The sequence below is a fragment of the Stenotrophomonas sp. genome (genome assembly GCF_050737575.1).
Classification (GTDB): Bacteria; Pseudomonadota; Gammaproteobacteria; order Xanthomonadales; family Xanthomonadaceae; genus Stenotrophomonas.
On record NZ_JBOHXW010000002.1, the window covers coordinates 334,618 to 352,894 of the forward strand.

The 18,277-nt window shown below is 61.1% G+C and carries 12 protein-coding genes and 4 tRNA genes; 14 read left to right on the forward strand and 2 right to left on the reverse strand.

Annotated features, from left to right (window positions below):
• Positions 1-54: 54 nt before the first annotated feature.
• Positions 55-2,883, reverse strand: a complete 2,829-nt coding sequence (locus tag ACREP4_RS04675) for a response regulator (protein ID WP_431595036.1) — start codon at positions 2,881-2,883, stop codon at positions 55-57.
• 150 nt (positions 2,884-3,033) lie between these two features.
• The gene (locus ACREP4_RS04680; protein WP_431595037.1) at positions 3,034-5,823 is read right to left on the reverse strand and encodes a TonB-dependent receptor plug domain-containing protein; all 2,790 of its coding nucleotides are present in this window, start codon (positions 5,821-5,823) and stop codon (positions 3,034-3,036) included.
• Positions 5,824-6,009: 186 nt separating this feature from the next.
• On the opposite strand from ACREP4_RS04680, the gene ACREP4_RS04685 reads away from it, so the two are divergent.
• From ACREP4_RS04685 to rpoB, 14 genes are all read left to right on the forward strand, one after another.
• Entirely contained in the window at positions 6,010-7,032 is a 1,023-nt protein-coding gene (locus tag ACREP4_RS04685; RefSeq protein WP_431595038.1) for a cyanophycinase, read from the forward strand.
• A 113-nt stretch (positions 7,033-7,145) separates the two neighbouring features.
• Positions 7,146-8,162 carry an isoaspartyl peptidase/L-asparaginase family protein gene (locus ACREP4_RS04690; protein WP_431595039.1) on the forward strand — a complete coding sequence of 339 codons (1,017 nt, stop codon included), beginning with the start codon at positions 7,146-7,148 and terminating at the stop codon, positions 8,160-8,162.
• 137 nt (positions 8,163-8,299) lie between these two features.
• Positions 8,300-8,385: transfer RNA gene (locus ACREP4_RS04695), tRNA-Tyr, on the forward strand.
• Positions 8,386-8,414: 29 nt separating this feature from the next.
• Positions 8,415-8,488 (forward strand) — tRNA-Gly (locus ACREP4_RS04700).
• A gap of 37 nt (positions 8,489-8,525) precedes the next feature.
• A tRNA-Thr gene (locus ACREP4_RS04705) sits at positions 8,526-8,601 on the forward strand.
• Between the two features lie 47 nt (positions 8,602-8,648).
• On the forward strand, positions 8,649-9,839 hold the full coding sequence (gene tuf / locus ACREP4_RS04710) for an elongation factor Tu (RefSeq protein WP_431595040.1): 1,191 nt from the start codon (positions 8,649-8,651) through the stop codon (positions 9,837-9,839).
• A gap of 102 nt (positions 9,840-9,941) precedes the next feature.
• Positions 9,942-10,017: transfer RNA gene (locus ACREP4_RS04715), tRNA-Trp, on the forward strand.
• A 50-nt stretch (positions 10,018-10,067) separates the two neighbouring features.
• Positions 10,068-10,475, forward strand: coding sequence for a preprotein translocase subunit SecE (gene secE / locus ACREP4_RS04720; RefSeq protein ID WP_431595041.1), 408 nt, complete (start codon positions 10,068-10,070; stop codon positions 10,473-10,475).
• A gap of 10 nt (positions 10,476-10,485) precedes the next feature.
• Positions 10,486-11,046 (forward strand): transcription termination/antitermination protein NusG, encoded by a 561-nt coding sequence (gene nusG, locus ACREP4_RS04725; RefSeq protein WP_431595042.1) that lies wholly within the window; start codon positions 10,486-10,488, stop codon positions 11,044-11,046.
• 203 nt (positions 11,047-11,249) lie between these two features.
• Positions 11,250-11,678: a 50S ribosomal protein L11 gene (gene rplK, locus ACREP4_RS04730; RefSeq protein WP_431595043.1), complete on the forward strand. Its 429-nt coding sequence runs from the start codon at positions 11,250-11,252 to the stop codon at positions 11,676-11,678.
• Between the two features lie 4 nt (positions 11,679-11,682).
• Positions 11,683-12,381, forward strand: a complete 699-nt coding sequence (rplA, locus tag ACREP4_RS04735; protein WP_431595044.1) for a 50S ribosomal protein L1 — start codon at positions 11,683-11,685, stop codon at positions 12,379-12,381.
• Between the two features lie 386 nt (positions 12,382-12,767).
• The gene (gene rplJ, locus ACREP4_RS04740; RefSeq protein ID WP_431595045.1) at positions 12,768-13,301 is read left to right on the forward strand and encodes a 50S ribosomal protein L10; all 534 of its coding nucleotides are present in this window, start codon (positions 12,768-12,770) and stop codon (positions 13,299-13,301) included.
• A gap of 63 nt (positions 13,302-13,364) precedes the next feature.
• Positions 13,365-13,730, forward strand: a complete 366-nt coding sequence (rplL, locus tag ACREP4_RS04745; protein ID WP_431595046.1) for a 50S ribosomal protein L7/L12 — start codon at positions 13,365-13,367, stop codon at positions 13,728-13,730.
• A gap of 294 nt (positions 13,731-14,024) precedes the next feature.
• Positions 14,025-18,215 (forward strand): DNA-directed RNA polymerase subunit beta, encoded by a 4,191-nt coding sequence (gene rpoB, locus ACREP4_RS04750; protein WP_431595047.1) that lies wholly within the window; start codon positions 14,025-14,027, stop codon positions 18,213-18,215.
• Positions 18,216-18,277: the final 62 nt, after the last annotated feature.

Consider the following 18,277-nt stretch of genomic DNA (forward strand, 5'->3'; position numbering starts at 1 on the left):
TGAAAGTGACGGGATGCGAGGGTTGGGAGTGGTCGCCGCATGGCCTTCGGCGCGCTACGTGTCACCGCATTGCACCTTGCTCAGTGCCTGGTGCAGCGTTTCGATGTTGATGGGCTTGAGCAGGTAGTCATCCATTCCTGCGTGGAAGCCGCGTGTGCGGTCTTCGGCGGTGGCATCGGCGCTGGCGCCAATGATGGGGGCGGCGAAGCCGCGCTCGCGTAACTGACGCGTCAAACTCAGGCCATCCATTTCCGGCATGTTGAGGTCTGTCAGCACAGCATCGAATTGCCCGGTGACGCAGTAGGCCAATGCCTCGCGCCCATTACAGGCAGTGACTACGCTGCATCCCAACGTTCTCAACTGCTCCTTGAGCAGCAACAGGTTGATGGGGTTGTCCTCGGCCACCAGCACGCGCAGCCCAAGCTGGATTGTCGTTGTTGGCGTCGCCGCAGCGGGTGCTGGATGCACGCTGCCCTGCAGGTCGGCAACGGCTTGGGCGATGGCGCGGATGCTGAACACTGTCACCGACACCTGGTTCGGGTGGGACGCATCCCGGCTTGGCATCTCACCTGCTTCCGGCAAGGCGACAACACGCGGGCCTGACCAGGTGAGGAGAGGGCAGTCACCTGGGGCGCTATCGATGAGGATCGCGTCGGCCGTGCTCGGTGCGGTGCCTTCGACGTAGGGAAGCGCAGTGGCGCCCCAGCGTTGCAGCCACTGGCAGGCGCTTTCCACCAGTTCGGGAATGGCGGCGCGGACATAGACGGGCGGATCGACCTGCAGATGTGGCGCGTCGTCCTCAGCGGCGGTGCCGACGGCGTCGACCAGTGGCAGCGGCAGAATCACGCTGAAGCTGCTGCCAGATCCAGGCTCGCTGACCAGATGAAGTTCGCCCTCCATCAAGCGCACCAGATGATCGCTGATGGCCAGCCCCAGGCCGCTGCCTTCGCCGCGTGCCTGACTGTTGAGTTGCCCGAATGGCTTGAACAACCGCGTCTGTTCCAGCGCAGAAATGCCCGCGCCGGTATCGGTGACCTGCCAACGGATGGATGCAATGCCGCCCTTGCATCCCAGCAAGTGCACTCGTAGAAAAATGCGGCCGGCGTCAGTGAACTTGATGGCGTTGCTGAGCAGGTTGCCCAACACCTGGCGAATGCGGTCGGCATCACCCAGCACCTGTGCGGGCAGTTGTGGATCGGTGCAGACCAGTATCTGCAAGTGTTTGCGCATGGCCGCGTCGGCGTAGGAGCGCAGCGTGGCCTCGGCCAGATCCAGCGGCGAGAAGGCGGCGACCGAGAGGGACAACTGACCGGACTCGATTCGAGAGACATCCAGCGTGTCGCGGATCAGTTGCTGCAGTACCGACGAAGATTGCTGGATGAGGCGAAGATACTGCGTTTGCTTCGCGTCCAGCGGCGTGCGCGTCAGCAGCTCCAAGGTCCCGAGCATGCCGTACAGCGGTGTGCGGATCTCGTGGCTCAGTGTCGCCACGAATGCACTTTTTGCCTGGCTGGCGTTGTCTGCGCTCGTGCGCGCGGCTTCCAGTGCCGTACGCATCTGCTGGTGTTGACTGACGTCATTGAAGACGCACAGCAACACATCTTCGTCGTGGTAACGCGTGGTCGCATACAACACCTGCAGTTGTCTGCCATCGCCGGTGGTGAAATCAATGGGGCTGCGGGCATGCGGCATGCACGTGCTGTTGATATGCCGCCACGGGCCATTCCAGTCGCCTTTGCTGGTGTCCCACCCCAGCCAATCGCGTGCACATTGGTTATCAAGCACCACCTTGGCATCGCGGCAGCGCAGGACGCAGATGCCGATTGGCGCCAGGTCGATCACGGTGGCACCGAAATCGAAACTTTCCAGTAGTTGACGATATTTCGTGTGCGCAGGTTGGATCAACTGCCGGTCAACCCGCCGCATCAATGCCCACAAGGTGGCTGCCGCCAGCAAGCACAGCAGCAAGGTACCTGCGATATGACTGCCGATGTCGCGCAGCAGCTGAGTCATCGGCAGGTGATAGACCACCCGCCAGCCGTCCTGGCCGACACCTTTGACCAGCGCCAGTCCCCCCGGCAGCCCGTGTGCCCACACCACGGAGAATGCATCCTCTCGATGTGTGCCGATCCATGTGGCGAGTAGGGTTGCGCCAGTGCTGTTGGAAGTTACGCGGACGTCGTGAGGATTCAACAGCGTGACGGTGCCGACGCCGCTGGGCTTGATGGCGCGGCTTACCGCATGTGCATCCAGCACCAGGATCAGCCAGTTCTGCGGATCAATGCTGTCGCCTACGGCGCGGTAGAGATAGAGCGCTGCGTTCTCCTGAGGCGGTGCCACCCAGAACACCCGCGTGCTGCCGTGTGCTGACATCGCGTGCTGATACAGCAACGCGGGGTTCAATTCCGGAAGCAGAGAGACGCTGTCAGGGTACGAGGTATGCAGCCAACGCATCGAAACATCCGGATCATCGCTGACATGCAACAACCGGGCACCCAGCGCATCGAGCGTGTCCTCGGCCTTTGCGGAAAGCAACAACTGCAATGGCAGGCCATCGCGATTGCTGCCCAACGGCACGCAGCGCATGTCCTCGACATTGTCGGCTGCGGAAGGGTCGATGCGCAGCGTGGGCGATGTGACCACGGAATCCGCGAGATAGTTCAGCAAGGCTTCGCGTTGATCGAAGTACAGCTGTGCCCGATACGCCGCAGCATTCATGTCTCGGCGATGCTGTGAGGCGTCTTCACCCAGCTGCGTCGCAAGATAGAAGCCTGCCGCGCCCAGCAGGCACAGCAGTACACACAGTGACAGCCAGCGCAGCAGCACCGTGGCGGCCATCGAGGGGGCGTCAACAACCGGGCGCCGAGGCAGGAGGCGATGCATTGCTGCATGCTAAGGAGCACCGGCTGATGCGCACATCAGCTAATTCTTATTTTCGCAGCCGATAAAGTCCTGCCGGGAACGTTCGGTTTTCCCTCAATAGACAAAGCCCGCCATGCGGCGGGCTTTGTGGTTGGAGCATGGTGGCGGTGCTTACAGCGCGCTGCCACCCAGCTTCCAGGTCAGCTGCACGAAGTAGCTGCGGCCGATGCTGTCAAACCATGACGTGTCGTAGTACGGGTAGTTGGACCAGGTGGCGTCCTTCGGCGGCATCTTGTCGAACAGGTTGTTGACCGACACCGAGACGCGCAGATGGTCGTTGATGTCATAACGCCCGCCGGCATTGAAGCGCCAGGTGGAATCGGTCCACGCATCGTTGTCGTAGTTGGCCACGCGGCCCAGGTAGTTGCCGAAGAGGCTCGCGCCCCATGCACCCTTGTCCCAGCTCACGCCCAGGTTGCCCTTGGTGCGCGGAAGGGTGGTGGCGCTGAAGCTGACGTCGAGCATGTCTTCGGACGGGTCGCCCGGGAACTGTTGACGCGTGTGGCGGTGCGTCCAGTTGTAGTTGCCGCTGAAGCTGAAGTTGCCGGCACTTGCGGTCTGCAGGCGGTAATGCGCGGCAACGTCGATGCCCGACGTCTCTTCGTTGGCGATGTTGATCGGGCTGAAGTGGACGCTGGTGATGTTGCCATCCGTATCGCGGATGACGCGGGCCAGGGCGTCAACGCAGGTCGGTGAATTGATGTCCACCGAAGCGCCACTGTCGGTGACGCCGAGGCGGCAGTTGGCTTCGTCGATCCGCAGTTGTTCGCGATCCTGCGTCTGCACCTGGTTCTCGATGCGGATCTTGTAGTAGTCCACTGCCAGATCGAAGTTGGCGACCGGCGACCATACGAAACCGGCGGAGAACGACTTGCTGGTCTCCACGTCCAGCTGCATGTTGCCGTTGTAGACGTCAAAGGTGCTGCCATCGTAGTCGCCAAGCCTGTAGCAATCACCGTCGGTGATACCGGGCTCGGTAGTCCGGCATTGGTAATAGTCGGTGGCATAGCGGGTGCGGTAGTAATCGTCGCCTGCGAACAGGTAGTGCATGTCCGGCGCGCGGAAGCCGGTGCCGTAGGAACTGCGGATCAGCAGCGTGTCGATGGGGCGCCATTCAAGCCCGGCGCTGTAGGTGAACTTGCCCGGGTCCTTGTTGCCGTAGCTATAGCGGTCATAACGGCCGGCCACACTTGCATCCAGCGTGGACAGCAGCGGTATGCGCAGTTCGCCAGCGGCACTCCAGTGATCACGGTCGCCGTTGCCATCGCCGTAGCGGGGGCCGTAATACGCATCTTCCGTCAGTGCGAGTGGATCGGGATTGATGCGATAGGACTGCTTGCCGTATTCCACTGCGCCGGCGAAACCGACATCGCCGGCGGGCAGGGTGAACAGCGCGGAGTTGTCGATCGTGAAGCTGAGGTTGTCGTTCTTCGCCTTGGGCTTGAACGTGGACATCGCCGCGATGGAAGCGAACTCGGCCGTGGTCAGTGGCGTGTAGAGGCGAGCCGGATCGGGGCTATAGATCGCATAACCATCGTCGTCGTAACCCAGTCGCTCGCCCAGGAACAGGCGGTTGGCAGCATCGGCCTTGATGCGTGGCATCTTCACATCGGCCTTGTACTCGGAATGGTTGTACGCCGCTTCCCAGTTCCACGCGTCGGCGAAATAGCCCTTCAGACCGGTGGTCACTGCCATGGTCTTCTGTGTGGTGGTGTTCATGCGGTTTCGCAGGCCGCCCACTTCTTCGGGCGTGAACTGGCGCGTCCACAGTTCACGTTGGCCGGTGGCGGCGTTGTAGAAAATCTTGTTGCGATAGTTGTCGGTCGATGCCGGATCGTGGAATTCCCAACCCATGTGGTCACTGGCCACATCGTTGCCGTTGGTGCCGGTCAGCAGCTTCACCTTCTGATGGCCGAGCTGCACATCGGCGAACCAGGACAGGCTGTCGGAGAAGCGGTATTCAAACGAGCCGTAGGCGTTGGCGCCCTTGCGCTCGTTTTCGATGGTGCGGTACGCAATGGCGCGCTCGCTGCCGCAGTAAGGGCCGTAGTCGCCCTCCGCCAATACGGTGGTGCCCTCATTGAGGCCAGACATCGCCGCACAATCATCGGCCGGCGCAATGTTCTCGTCGGTTTCCCAGTTCATCAGCTGGGCGGTGAGGCGCGGCCGGCGCCGCGATTCGTCGGGGGAGTCGAGGGTTGAATCCTGCACGCCGCGTTCGGTGCCCCAGAGCGGGCGCTTGTCCAACAACTCCACGCCGACGATGCCGCTGAAATTGCCTTTCTCAAAACCGGTGGTCAGCGTCAGCTTGTGCGACTCACCACCGCCACGGCTGGTGTCGCCATAGCGGTAATCGATGGTGGTGCCATCGGTGGATTTCTTCAGGATGAAGTTGATGACGCCTGCCATTGCGTCGGAGCCATACACCGCCGATGCACTGCCAGTCAGCACTTCGACGCGGTCAATCATTCCCAGCGGAATGTTGCCGACATCGGTGAAGTTGCTGCGGCCATTGAGCGGCAGCGGGAAGTCGGCAATGCGGCGGCCATTGACCAGTACGAGCGTGTGGTTGGGGCCAAGACCGCGCAGATCGACCGCCTGCGCGCCAGGCGTGGATTGCGCGCCGGTGGTGTTCTGTTGACCTTGGGTGCTGCCGCCGTTCTGGCTCAACGAGCGCAGTACATCAGGGACGGACGTGAATCCCGCCGATTGAATCTGCTCGGCCGTCACCACCGTGATCGGCGCTGGGCCTTCCACCTGCGCGCGCGGGATGCGTGAGCCGGTGACCTGCACGGTGTCCAGTTGTTGTGGCTGGCCTCCTGCTGGGGTCTGGGCAAGGACGGGGGCAGACATGGCCAACAGGGCCAGCTGGATTGAACACACCATTGCGTGTCTACGCATGAATCAGCTCTCTGATGAAAAGTGTTCTGGAAAATCCCAATCCAGCGCCTCAGAAGGTGCCGGCTATCCCAGTCAGAAAAAGTGAATGGGCTTGCCGCATCTAACACCTTTTTTACAACCTTGACCACTGCCGGAAAGTCTGGCATTAGGGCTGTAAGCGATTACATGTGCAGGTTGAAAGGCGTAATGAAACGTAAGAGTTCTTCGCTCGGTCGATGGTTTCTGTTGGCACTATTTTCTGGCGTGGTGAGTGTTGCCGCTGCGCAGGATGCGCGCGCGATTTCCCAGTCCGGCTACCAGTACTACGAGATCGGCGATCTCGCCGCGCCGCGCCCGGGCAAGACCGAGGCCGCGATGATGCTGATGGGCGGTGGCGACTTCGCGCCGGATGCATTCCATTGGTGGGTCGAGCGTGCCGGTCACGGCCGCGTGGTGGTGCTGCGTGCGTCGGGCGCCGATGAACTGCAGAAGGAGATCTACAACGACATCGGCGGTGTCACTGCCGTGCAGACGTTGGTGTTCGACAGTCGCAAGGCCGCCGACGATCCGGCGGTGCTGCGTGTGGTGCGCGGTGCCGATGCCATCTTCATCGCCGGCGGTGATCAGGCGCGCTACATCCGTTTCTGGAAGGGCACTGCGCTCAATACGGCATTGAACGAGCACATCCGTGCTGGCAAGCCGATTGGCGGCACCAGCGCTGGGCTGGCGATCCTCGGTGGCCATGCCTATGGCGCACTGGATGGTGGCAGCGTCAATTCGCACGCCGCCATGAATGATCCGTTGGGTGATGAAGTCACCATGGACAAGGATTTCCTGACCATGCCCTATCTGTCGAACGTGGTCACCGACACCCACTTCGCCAAGCGTGATCGGCTCGGTCGCTTGATTGTGTTCGTCGCCCGTGCCGCACAGGAAAAGGGCCAGAACGACATCGTCGGCATCGGCGTGGATGAAGACACCGCACTGTGTGTGGAGGCCGATGGACGTGGCCGCGTCTATTCCTTGAACGACGGCTATGCCTGGCTGGTGATGCCGCGCCATGCCGCCACTCGATTGAGCAACGGCGAACCGCTGGATTTCAGCGCCATTCCGGTGACCGGCGTGGGCGAGGGCAGTCGCCTGCATCTGGATGGCTTCAAGGTGGACAACGCGGCCTTCACCGCTGTCGCCAGCGTGGTGGATGGCGAACTGCAGCTGCGGCCACACTGAGCGGCGCGCATGCGGGTGTGAGTAGAAAGGGGCTTCGGCCCCTTTTTCATGTGTCTCTGTTCAGGCCATCGATGTGGCGCCTAGAATCGGGTTCATTTCCGGAGTGACGAAACATGAAGCTGACTTCCGCGGTATTGCTGGGCCTTGCGTCGTTGTCCTCGGGTGCCGTGATGGCGGCGACCTCGCCATTGCTGGTCATCCACGGCGGTGCCGGTGTCGAGCGCAAGGATTTCAGTCCGGAGGAGGAGCGCGCTGCGCGTGCGGCGTTGACCGAAGCGCTGCGCAAAGGTCACGAAGCATTGATGGCGGGCAAGCCGGCGATGGACGCAGTGACCGCCGCCATCACCGTGCTGGAAGACGATCCCACCTTCAATGCCGGTCGCGGTGCGGTGTTTACCCACGACGGCAAGAACGAGTTGGACGCCTCGTTGATGGATGGCGCCACGCTGCGCGCGGGCGCGGTGGCTGGCGTACACACCGTGAAGAACCCGATCCTGCTCGCGCGTGCGGTGATGGAGCATTCGCCACACGTAATGATGGCGGGCGAGGGCGCGGAGATGTTCGCTACCGAACAGAAGATTCCGCTGGTCGATCCTTCCTACTTCCGCACCGAGAAGCGCTGGCAGCAGCTGCAGCGTGCATTGAGGGAAGAAGCGAACGGCCAGGCACATGCCGATCTGGAAACCGCCAAGCATTTCGGCACCGTCGGTGCGGTGGCGCTGGACACGGAAGGCAAGCTGGCCGCTGGCACCTCGACCGGCGGCATGACCAACAAGCGCTACGGTCGCGTTGGCGATTCACCGATCATCGGCGCCGGCACCTACGCCAGCACACACTGCGCGGTGTCCGGCACGGGCTGGGGCGAGTTCTACATTCGCCTGGCGGTCGCGCATGAAATCTGCGCCCGCATGCAATACCTCGGAGAAACCGCGGCGCAAGCCGGTGAAGAGGTCATTGGCAAGCGCGTGCCCGAGTTGGGCGGTGATGGCGGTGCCATCGTGTTGTCGGCTGACGGCAGCGCTTCCACGCCATTCAATACAGAGGGGATGTACCGCGGCTGGATTGGCGCCGATGGCGTGCCGCACGTTGCGATTTTCGACAGTGAAAAGCTGAAGATGCCTGGCGAATGATGTGTGTGCCGCGCGTGGACAGAAATATTTCATCAGATGTGAAGATTTCTGTTGACAGTTTCGGCCTTCATCACCAGAATAGCGCGCTCTCCCACCCCTGACCGTTTAGGCCAAGGTCCTCAAAAAAGGGGTGGAGCGGAGGGATACCCAAGCGGCCAACGGGGGCAGACTGTAAATCTGCTGGCTTACGCCTTCGGTGGTTCGAATCCACCTCCCTCCACCAGTTTTAATGTTGTGATGTGTGTTCCCGGTGCGGGAGTAGTTCAACGGTAGAACCTTAGCCTTCCAAGCTAATGGTGCGGGTTCGATTCCCGTCTCCCGCTCCATTGAACGATTCTGAAAACATGTCATAATAGAAAACTCGCTCACGTAGCTCAGTCGGTAGAGCACCTCCTTGGTAAGGAGGAGGTCGAAGGTTCGATTCCTTTCGTGAGCACCATCTTGCCGATAGCGCCATAACCAACCTGTTACCGAGAAGAGTCAGCCATGTCCAAGGGTAAGTTCGAACGTACCAAGCCGCACGTCAACGTCGGCACCATCGGCCACGTCGATCACGGCAAGACTACGCTGACCGCCGCACTGACCAAGATCGGTGCAGAGCGTTTCGGTGGCGAATTCAAGGATTACTCGTCCATCGACGCCGCCCCGGAAGAGAAGGCTCGTGGTATCACGATCTCGACCGCGCACGTTGAGTATGAATCCGAGTCGCGTCACTACGCCCACGTCGATTGCCCGGGCCATGCTGACTACGTCAAGAACATGATCACCGGTGCTGCCCAGATGGACGGCGCGATCCTGGTCTGTTCGGCTGCTGACGGCCCGATGCCGCAGACCCGCGAGCACATCCTGCTGTCGCGTCAGGTCGGCGTGCCGTACATCGTCGTGTTCCTGAACAAGGCCGACATGGTGGACGACGCTGAGCTGCTGGAACTGGTCGAAATGGAAGTCCGCGAGCTGCTGAGCAAGTACGACTTCCCGGGCGATGACACCCCGATCATCTCGGGTTCGGCTCGTATGGCGCTGGAAGGCGACCAGAGCGACATCGGCGTGCCGGCCATCCTGAAGCTGGTCGATGCACTGGATACCTGGATCCCGACGCCGGAGCGCGACGTGGACAAGCCCTTCCTGATGCCGGTGGAAGACGTGTTCTCGATCTCGGGCCGCGGCACCGTGGTGACCGGTCGTATCGAGCGCGGCGTGATCAAGGTCGGCGAAGAAATCGAAATCGTCGGTATCCGTCCGGTCCAGAAGACCACCGTCACCGGTGTGGAAATGTTCCGCAAGCTGCTCGACCAGGGTCAGGCAGGCGACAACGCCGGTCTGCTGCTGCGCGGCACCAAGCGTGACGACGTCGAGCGTGGCCAGGTTCTGGCCAAGCCGGGTTCGATCAAGCCGCACACCCAGTTTGAAGCTGAGGTGTACGTGCTGTCGAAGGACGAAGGCGGCCGTCACACGCCGTTCTTCAAGGGCTACCGTCCGCAGTTCTACTTCCGTACCACCGACATCACCGGCGCTTGCGAACTGCCGGAAGGTGTGGAAATGGTGATGCCGGGTGACAACGTGAAGATGGCCGTCACCCTGATCAACCCGGTGGCAATGGACGAAGGTCTGCGCTTCGCCATCCGTGAAGGCGGTCGTACCGTCGGCGCCGGTGTGGTTGCCAAGATCATCGCGTAATTTTGTAATACCGGCGGTTGCTTAGCGCTGCCGGTCTTGCGAAAGGCGGATCGGGAAATCCGGTCCGCCTTCGCCGTCTAAGGGAAGGCAGGTTTTTTCAGTACGCCAGTAGCTCAATTGGCAGAGCAGCGGTCTCCAAAACCGCAGGTTGGGGGTTCGAGTCCCTCCTGGCGTGCCACTTGCAACTCTCTATCCAGTGACCTTGGTCGCACTAGCAACAAGAGTCGGATGAACAGCAAGATCGACCACTCCAAGTCCGCCGCTTCCGGTGGCGATATCGTCAAGTATGTCGGCGCCGCATTGTTGGTGCTGGCGGGCCTGTTCGTGTGGTACTGGTTCTCTGAGCCGGTGCGTGCTGCCCAGTTGGGTGCATGGTCCGGCCAGTTGCGAGCCTTGGCTGTCGTAGTGGGTCTGGTTGCCGGTGGTGGCGTGTTCATGCTGAGCACCAAGGGCCGCCAGACGCTCGAATTTCTTTCCGAATCCCGTTTTGAACTGCGTAAGGTCGTTTGGCCGACCCGCCAGGAAGCCATCCGTATGACATGGGTGGTGGTCGTGGTGGTGATCGTGTTGAGCCTGGTCCTGGGTGGGTTCGATTTCGTGATCCAGAAGCTGACCCAGTGGTTCTTGGGTCGTTGAGGAGATATCAGTGAAGCGTTGGTACGTCGTTCACGCCTATTCAGGTTTTGAGAAGTCGGTAGCGCAGGCATTGCGTGACCGCATTGTGCGTGACGAAATGCAGGAGCTTTTCGGTGACGTCCTGGTTCCCACGGAAGAAGTAATCGAGATGCGCTCCGGCCAGAAGCGCCGTTCCGAGCGCAAGTTCTTCCCGGGTTACGTGCTGGTCCAGATCGAGACGCACGAAGAAGGCGGCATTCCGCGTATCGACAACGAAAGCTGGCACTTGGTGAAGGAAACCCCGAAGGTCATGGGTTTCATCGGCGGCACCGCTGATCGCCCGCTGCCGATTCGTGACGAAGAGGCTGCTGCCATCCTGGATCGTGTTCAGGAAGGTGTTGAGAAGCCGCGTCCGAAGGTGCTGTTCGAGCCGGGCCAGATGGTCCGTGTTACCGAAGGTCCGTTCAACGATTTCAATGGCGTTGTGGAAGAAGTCAACTACGAGAAGAGCCGCGTGCGCGTCTCGGTGTTGATCTTCGGTCGCGCCACCCCGGTCGAGCTCGAGTTCGGTCAGGTCGAAAAGGCGGTCTGATGCCTTTGTGTCCGCCTGTTCAGGCGGGCGTTGAAAAAACTGTTAGAATTGCCGGCTCCCTGTAATGGGGGCTCAATCAAAGGCTGCCGCGAGGTGGCCTTTGGTGCGATTCAAGGATTTCAAAGCGCGATGCCGGGACGCGTGATTCTCGGTCCGATGGGGAGCCTGTTGTCGCAAGGCGCTAGCACCCGGAGAGTACTCAAATGGCAAAGAAAGTTGTCGGTTACATCAAGCTGCAGGTGAAGGCCGGTCAGGCCAATCCCTCGCCGCCGGTCGGTCCTGCGCTGGGTCAGCGCGGTCTGAACATCATGGAATTCTGCAAGGCGTTCAACGCTGCCACGCAGAAGCTGGAGCCGGGTCTGCCGGTGCCGGTGATCATCACGGCCTATTCGGACCGTACGTTCACCTTCATCACCAAGAGCACCCCGGCCACCGTGCTGCTGAAGAAGGCCGCTGGCATTTCTTCGGGCTCGAAGAAGCCGAACACCGACAAGGTGGGCAAGGTGACGCGCGCGCAGCTGGAAGAAATCTGCAAGGCGAAGGAGCCGGATCTGACGGCTGCTGACCTGGACGCCGCCGTGCGTACGATCGCGGGCTCTGCCCGTTCCATGGGCCTGGTGGTAGAGGGTTAATCTGATGGCACAGACCAAGCGTGAGAAGGCCGCAAAGGCCGCCGTTGTCCCGGGTAAGGCATATGCCTTCGATGAGGCTATCAATATCCTGAAGACCGTCAGCAAGGCCAAGTTCGTCGAATCGATCGACGTGGCCGTGCGTCTGGGCGTGGATGCCAAGAAGTCCGACCAGCAGGTGCGCGGTTCCACCGTGCTGCCGGCCGGTACCGGCAAGTCGGTCCGCGTGGCAGTGTTTGCCCCGGCCGGTGCCAAGGCTGACGAAGCCCTGGCCGCTGGCGCTGAAGCCGTCGGTATGGACGATCTGGCCGAGAAGATGCAGGCCGGCGATCTGAACTATGACGTCGTCATTGCGACCCCGGACGCCATGCGCGTTGTCGGTAAGCTGGGCACCCTGTTGGGCCCGCGCGGCTTGATGCCGAACCCGAAGGTCGGCACCGTTTCGGCCAACCCGGGCGAAGCCGTCAAGAATGCCAAGTCGGGTCAGGTGCGTTACCGCACTGACAAGGCCGGCATCATCCATTGCACCATCGGCAAGGCCAGCTTCGAAAACGGCGCGCTGCAGTCGAACCTGCAGGCGCTGCTGGTTGACCTGATCAAGGCCAAGCCGGCCACGTCGAAGGGCCTGTACCTGCAGAAGGTATCGGTCAGCTCGACGATGGGCCCGGGCGTCACCGTCGACCAGTCGTCGCTGACCCTGAAGTAATTGTTTCAAGCGGCCTCGATACCCTTGGTGTCGAGGCCGTCATTTTGAAGGCATCGTGTGGGTTCGCCTGCACGATAGCCGTCAAAGACCGCAGGCGCGGTCAGCGCATACCGGCGACGGGCAGGGAAGCTCGATCTGGCAAGGAGTCGCCGCCGGCATAGCGGGATCGCTTAATCGATTCTTCACCGAATCAACCTGCGTAGATGGTGATGCCCTTCTGGAGTTTTCTGGTTTAACGCACGTCTGGGGTAACCCAGGTTGGCCCACTCCAGGTCTAGAACGGCCACCACCGGAGCGTCACCCCGATGCTCCCGGTATCCAGGATGGATGCCGCCTAGGACCGCACACGGCAGGAGCCGTAAGCGGATTTCAATTGGAGGAGTGCAATGGCTCTCAATCTGTCCCAGAAGCAAGAAGTAGTCGCCGAGCTGGCGGACATCGCAGCCAAGGCCCACTCCTTGATCGCAGCCGAATACGCTGGCACCACGGTCGCTCAAATGACCGCGATGCGTAAGCAGGCCCGCGAAACCGGTGTTTTCTTGAAGGTTGTCAAGAACACGCTGGCCGCGCGCGCCGTTGAAGGCACCGATTTCGCCGTAGCACAGGACCAGATGGTTGGTCCGCTGCTGTATGCGTTTTCGCTTGAGGAGCCCGGTGCAGCCGGTCGCCTGATCAAGGATGCAGCCAAGGGCAACGACAAGCTGAAGGCGAAAGTCGTGGCAATCGGCGGGGAAATTTTCCCGGCCAGCCACGTCGACGTGCTGGCATCGCTGCCGACCCGTGATCAGGCCCTGGCCATGTTGGCCCGCGTCCTGACCGAGCCGGTGACCATGTTCGCCCGCGCCGTCAAGGCTATCGGTGAAAAGCAGGAAGGTGGTGCAGCTGCTGAAGCTGCCGAGCCGGCCGCTGAAACCGCCTGAGTTCGACGTCTTAGTGGTTCTGCAAAGAACCTCACCCCAGAATAATTTCAAAAGGTAATCAAAATGTCCCTTACCAATGACCAGATCGTCGAAGCGATCGCCGAAAAGTCCCTGATGGAAGTGATGGAGCTGGTTAAGGCCATCGAAGAGAAGTTCGGCGTTTCGGCTGCTGCCCCGGTTGCAGTTGCTGCTGCTGGCCCGGCTGCTGTTGTCGAAGAGCAGACCGAATTCAACGTCATCCTGAAGGAAGCCGGCGCCAAGAAGGTCGAAGTGATTAAGGCCGTTCGTGCCATCACCGGCCTGGGCCTGAAGGAAGCGAAGGATCTGGCTGAAGCCGGTGGCATCGTGAAGGAAGGCGCTTCGAAGGAAGACGCTGAGAAGTTCAAGAAGGAACTGGAAGCCGCCGGCGCCACCGTCGAGCTGAAGTAATCAGTTCCTTGCGTCGCCATCGATTCACGGCGATGCAGCCAAGGCTGGGGGTGTAAACCCCCGGCCTTTGGTCGTTTTAATCCGCAATTGGATTGCGGGTGGTTCAGCCCGGGTGGCAGCCGTCGTTGATGGCGCTGGCCGGCAAAGCCCAACTCCGTGTCCTAACGAGTTGGCAGTTGGAAGTAGCAAGAGAAGGCGTGCTGGTGCCGGCAATACCAGCGACTTCCAACTGACAATTTCAAGTTCCCTTCCAGGCTGTGGGCGCACAACCTGAACAACAAGGTGGAAGACCTCATGACGTCCTATTCGTACACCGAAAAAAAGCGCATCCGCAAAGATTTCGGCAAGCAGCGCTCGATCCTCGAGGTGCCTTTCCTGCTCGCCATCCAGGTCGACTCCTACCGTGAGTTCCTGCAGGAAAACGTCGACCCGGCCAAGCGCTCGGACCATGGCCTGCATGCTGCGCTGAAGTCGGTGTTCCCGATTTCCAGCTACAGCGGCAATGCTGCTCTGGAATATGTCGGTTACAAGCTGGGCGACCCGGTGTTTGACGAGCGCGAGTGCCGTCAGCGTGGCATGAGCTACGGCGCGCCGCTGCGCGTGACCGTGCGCCTGGTCATCTACGACCGCGAGTCGTCCACCAAGGCGATCAAGTATGTGAAGGAGCAGGAGGTCTATCTGGGCGAAATCCCGTTGATGACCGAAAACGGCACCTTCATCGTCAACGGTACCGAGCGCGTCATCGTGTCGCAGCTGCACCGTTCGCCGGGTGTGTTCTTCGACCACGACCGTGGCAAGACCCACAGCTCGGGCAAGCTGCTGTACAGCGCCCGCATCATCCCGTACCGCGGTTCCTGGTTGGACTTCGAGTTCGATCCGAAGGATGCGCTGTTTACCCGTATCGACCGTCGCCGCAAGTTGCCGGTGTCGATCCTGCTGCGCGCACTGGGTTACAACAACGAAGAGATGCTGGCCGAGTTCTTCGAGGTCAACACCTTCCACATCAACCCGGATGAAGGCGTCCAGCTGGAGCTGGTGCCGGAGCGTCTGCGTGGCGAAACGCTGGGCTTTGATCTGGCTGACGGTGACAAGGTCATCGTGGAAGCTGGCAAGCGCATCACCGCGCGTCACATCAAGCAACTGCAGGCCTCGGGCATTGCTGCCCTGGCGGTGCCGGATGACTACCTGGTCAGCCGCATCCTTTCGCACGACGTGGTCGATGCAAACACCGGTGAGCTGCTGGCCCAGGCCAACGACGAAATCACTGACGAGCAGCTGCAGAACTTCCGCAAGGCGGGTGTTGATGCGGTTGGCACGTTGTGGGTGAACGATCTGGACCGTGGTGCGTACCTGTCCAACACCCTGCGCATCGATCCGACCAAGACGCAGCTGGAAGCGCTGGTCGAAATCTACCGCATGATGCGTCCGGGCGAGCCGCCGACCAAGGATGCTGCACAGAACCTGTTCCACAACCTGTTCTTCACCTTCGAGCGCTACGACCTGTCCACGGTCGGCCGCATGAAGTTCAACCGTCGTGTCGGCCGCAAGGAAGTCACCGGCGAAGCCGTGCTGTACGACAACAAGTACTTCGGCGAGCGTAACGACGAAGAGTCCAAGCGCCTGGTCGCCGCACACGGCGAAGGTTCGGACATCCTGGACGTGATCAAGGTGCTGACCGAGATCCGCAACGGCCGTGGCGTGGTGGACGATATCGACCACCTGGGCAACCGTCGCGTGCGTTCGGTCGGCGAAATGGCCGAGAACGTGTTCCGCGTGGGCCTGGTCCGCGTCGAGCGCGCGGTTAAGGAGCGCCTGTCGATGGCCGAGTCGGAAGGCTTGACCCCGCAGGAGCTGATCAACGCCAAGCCGGTCGCCGCTGCCATCAAGGAATTCTTCGGTTCCTCGCAGCTGTCGCAGTTCATGGATCAGAACAACCCGCTGTCGGAAGTGACGCACAAGCGCCGCGTCTCGGCCCTTGGCCCGGGCGGTCTGACCCGCGAGCGTGCAGGCTTCGAAGTGCGCGACGTGCATCCGACCCATTACGGCCGCGTCTGCACCATCGAAACGCCGGAAGGCCCGAACATCGGCCTGATCAACTCGCTGGCCGTGTTCGCACGCACCAACAAGTACGGTTTCCTGGAAACCCCGTACCGCAAGGTGCACGACGGCAAGGTCTCCGACGAGGTCGAGTTCCTGTCGGCCATCGAAGAAAACGAGTACGTCATTGCCCAGGCCAACGCCCTGACCGATGCCAAGAACATGCTCACCGAGCAGTTCGTGCCGTGTCGTTTCCAGGGTGAGTCGCTGCTGAAGCCGCCGGCGGAAGTCCACTTCATGGACGTCTCGCCGATGCAGACCGTGTCGGTTGCTGCGGCGCTGGTTCCGTTCCTGGAACACGATGACGCCAACCGTGCACTGATGGGCGCCAACATGCAGCGTCAGGCCGTGCCGACCCTGCGTGCGCAGAAGCCGCTGGTGGGTACCGGTATCGAGCGCGCCGTTGCGCGCGACTCGGGTGTGACCGTGAACGCCCGTCGTGGCGGTGACATCGTGCAGATTGACGCTGGCCGCATCGTGGTCAAGGTCAACGAGAGCGAGATCACCGACGCCGCAGATGCCGGCGTGGATATCTACAACCTGATCAAGTACACCCGTTCCAATCAGAACACCTGTATCAATCAGCGTCCGCTGGTGAACGTGGGTGATGTGATCGCGCGCGGCGACGTGCTGGCCGATGGCCCGTCCACCGACATCGGTGAGCTGGCGCTGGGTCAGAACATGCTGATCGCGTTCATGCCGTGGAACGGCTACAACTTCGAGGACTCCATCCTGCTCTCCGAGCGTGTGGTGGAAGAGGATCGTTACACCACGATCCACATCGAAGAGCTGACCTGCGTTGCGCGTGACACCAAGCTGGGGCCGGAGGAAATTTCCGCCGACATCCCGAACGTGTCCGAGCAGGCATTGAACCGTCTGGACGAATCCGGCGTGGTGTACATCGGTGCGGAAGTCCGCTCCGGCGACATCATGGTCGGCAAGGTGACGCCGAAGGGCGAAAGCCAGCTGACCCCGGAAGAGAAGCTGCTTCGCGCCATCTTCGGCGAGAAGGCCTCCGACGTTAAGGACAGCTCGCTGCGTGTTCCGCCGGGTATGGACGGCACCGTCATCGACGTGCAGGTCTTCACCCGCGATGGCATCGAGAAGGACAAGCGCGCACGTCAGATCGAAGAGTCCGAAATCAAGCGCGTCAAGAAGGATTTCGACGACCAGTTCCGCATCCTGGAAGCGGCCATCTATGCACGTCTGCGTTCGCAGATCGTGGGCAAGGTGGTCAATGGTGGTCCGAACCTGAAGAAGGGCGACACCGTTTCCGACGCAGTGCTGGACGGCCTGAAGCGTAGCGACTGGTTCACCCTGCGTATGAAGGATGACGACGCAGCCGAAGCCATCGAACGTGCCCAGATGCAGATCCAGGCACACGAGAAGGAATTCGAGCGTCGCTTCGCCGACAAGCGCGGCAAGATCACCCAGGGCGACGATCTGGCACCGGGCGTGCTGAAGATGGTCAAGGTGTTCCTGGCCGTGAAGCGTCGCATTCAGCCGGGTGACAAGATGGCAGGCCGCCACGGTAACAAGGGTGTGGTCTCCAACGTGGTGCCGGTCGAAGACATGCCGTACATGGCCGATGGCACCACGGTGGACATCTGCTTGAATCCGCTGGGCGTGCCGTCGCGTATGAACATCGGCCAGATTCTGGAAGTGCATTTGGGCTGGGCCGCAAAGGGTCTGGGCAAGCGCATCCAGCGCATGCTGGAACAGCAGCGCGCTGTCAGCGAACTGCGTGAGTTCCTGGGTCAGATCTACAACCACGACACCTCGCTGTCCGGCGATCGTGTGGACCTGTCCAGGTTCAGTGACGAAGAACTGCTCAACCTGGCAAAGAACCTGACCGACGGCGTGCCGATGGCAACCCCGGTGTTCGACGGTGCCCTGGAAGACGAGATCCGCGTCATGCTGAATCTCGCCTACCCGGACGGCGCCCCGGAAACCGAGGTGCTGGGCTTCAATGCCAGCAAGACCCAGATGCAGCTGTATGACGGCCGCACCGGCGAGGCGTTTGATCGCCAGACCACCGTGGGCTACATGCACTACCTGAAGCTGAACCACTTGGTCGACGACAAGATGCACGCCCGTTCGACCGGCCCGTACTCGCTCGTTACCCAGCAGCCGCTGGGTGGTAAGGCGCAGTTCGGTGGTCAGCGCTTCGGTGAAATGGAAGTCTGGGCGCTGGAAGCTTACGGCGCGGCGTACACCCTGCAGGAAATGTTGACGGTGAAATCCGATGACGTGCAGGGCCGTAACCAGATGTACAAGAACATCGTCGACGGTGAGCACGAGATGGTTGCGGGCATGCCGGAATCCTTCAACGTGTTGGTGAAGGAAATCCGCTCGCTGGCCATCAACATGGAACTGGAAGACAACTGATCGTGCAGGCGCTGGTGCAGTGATGCACCAGCGCCGCCAGCAGTAACCGACAGCCCATCGAC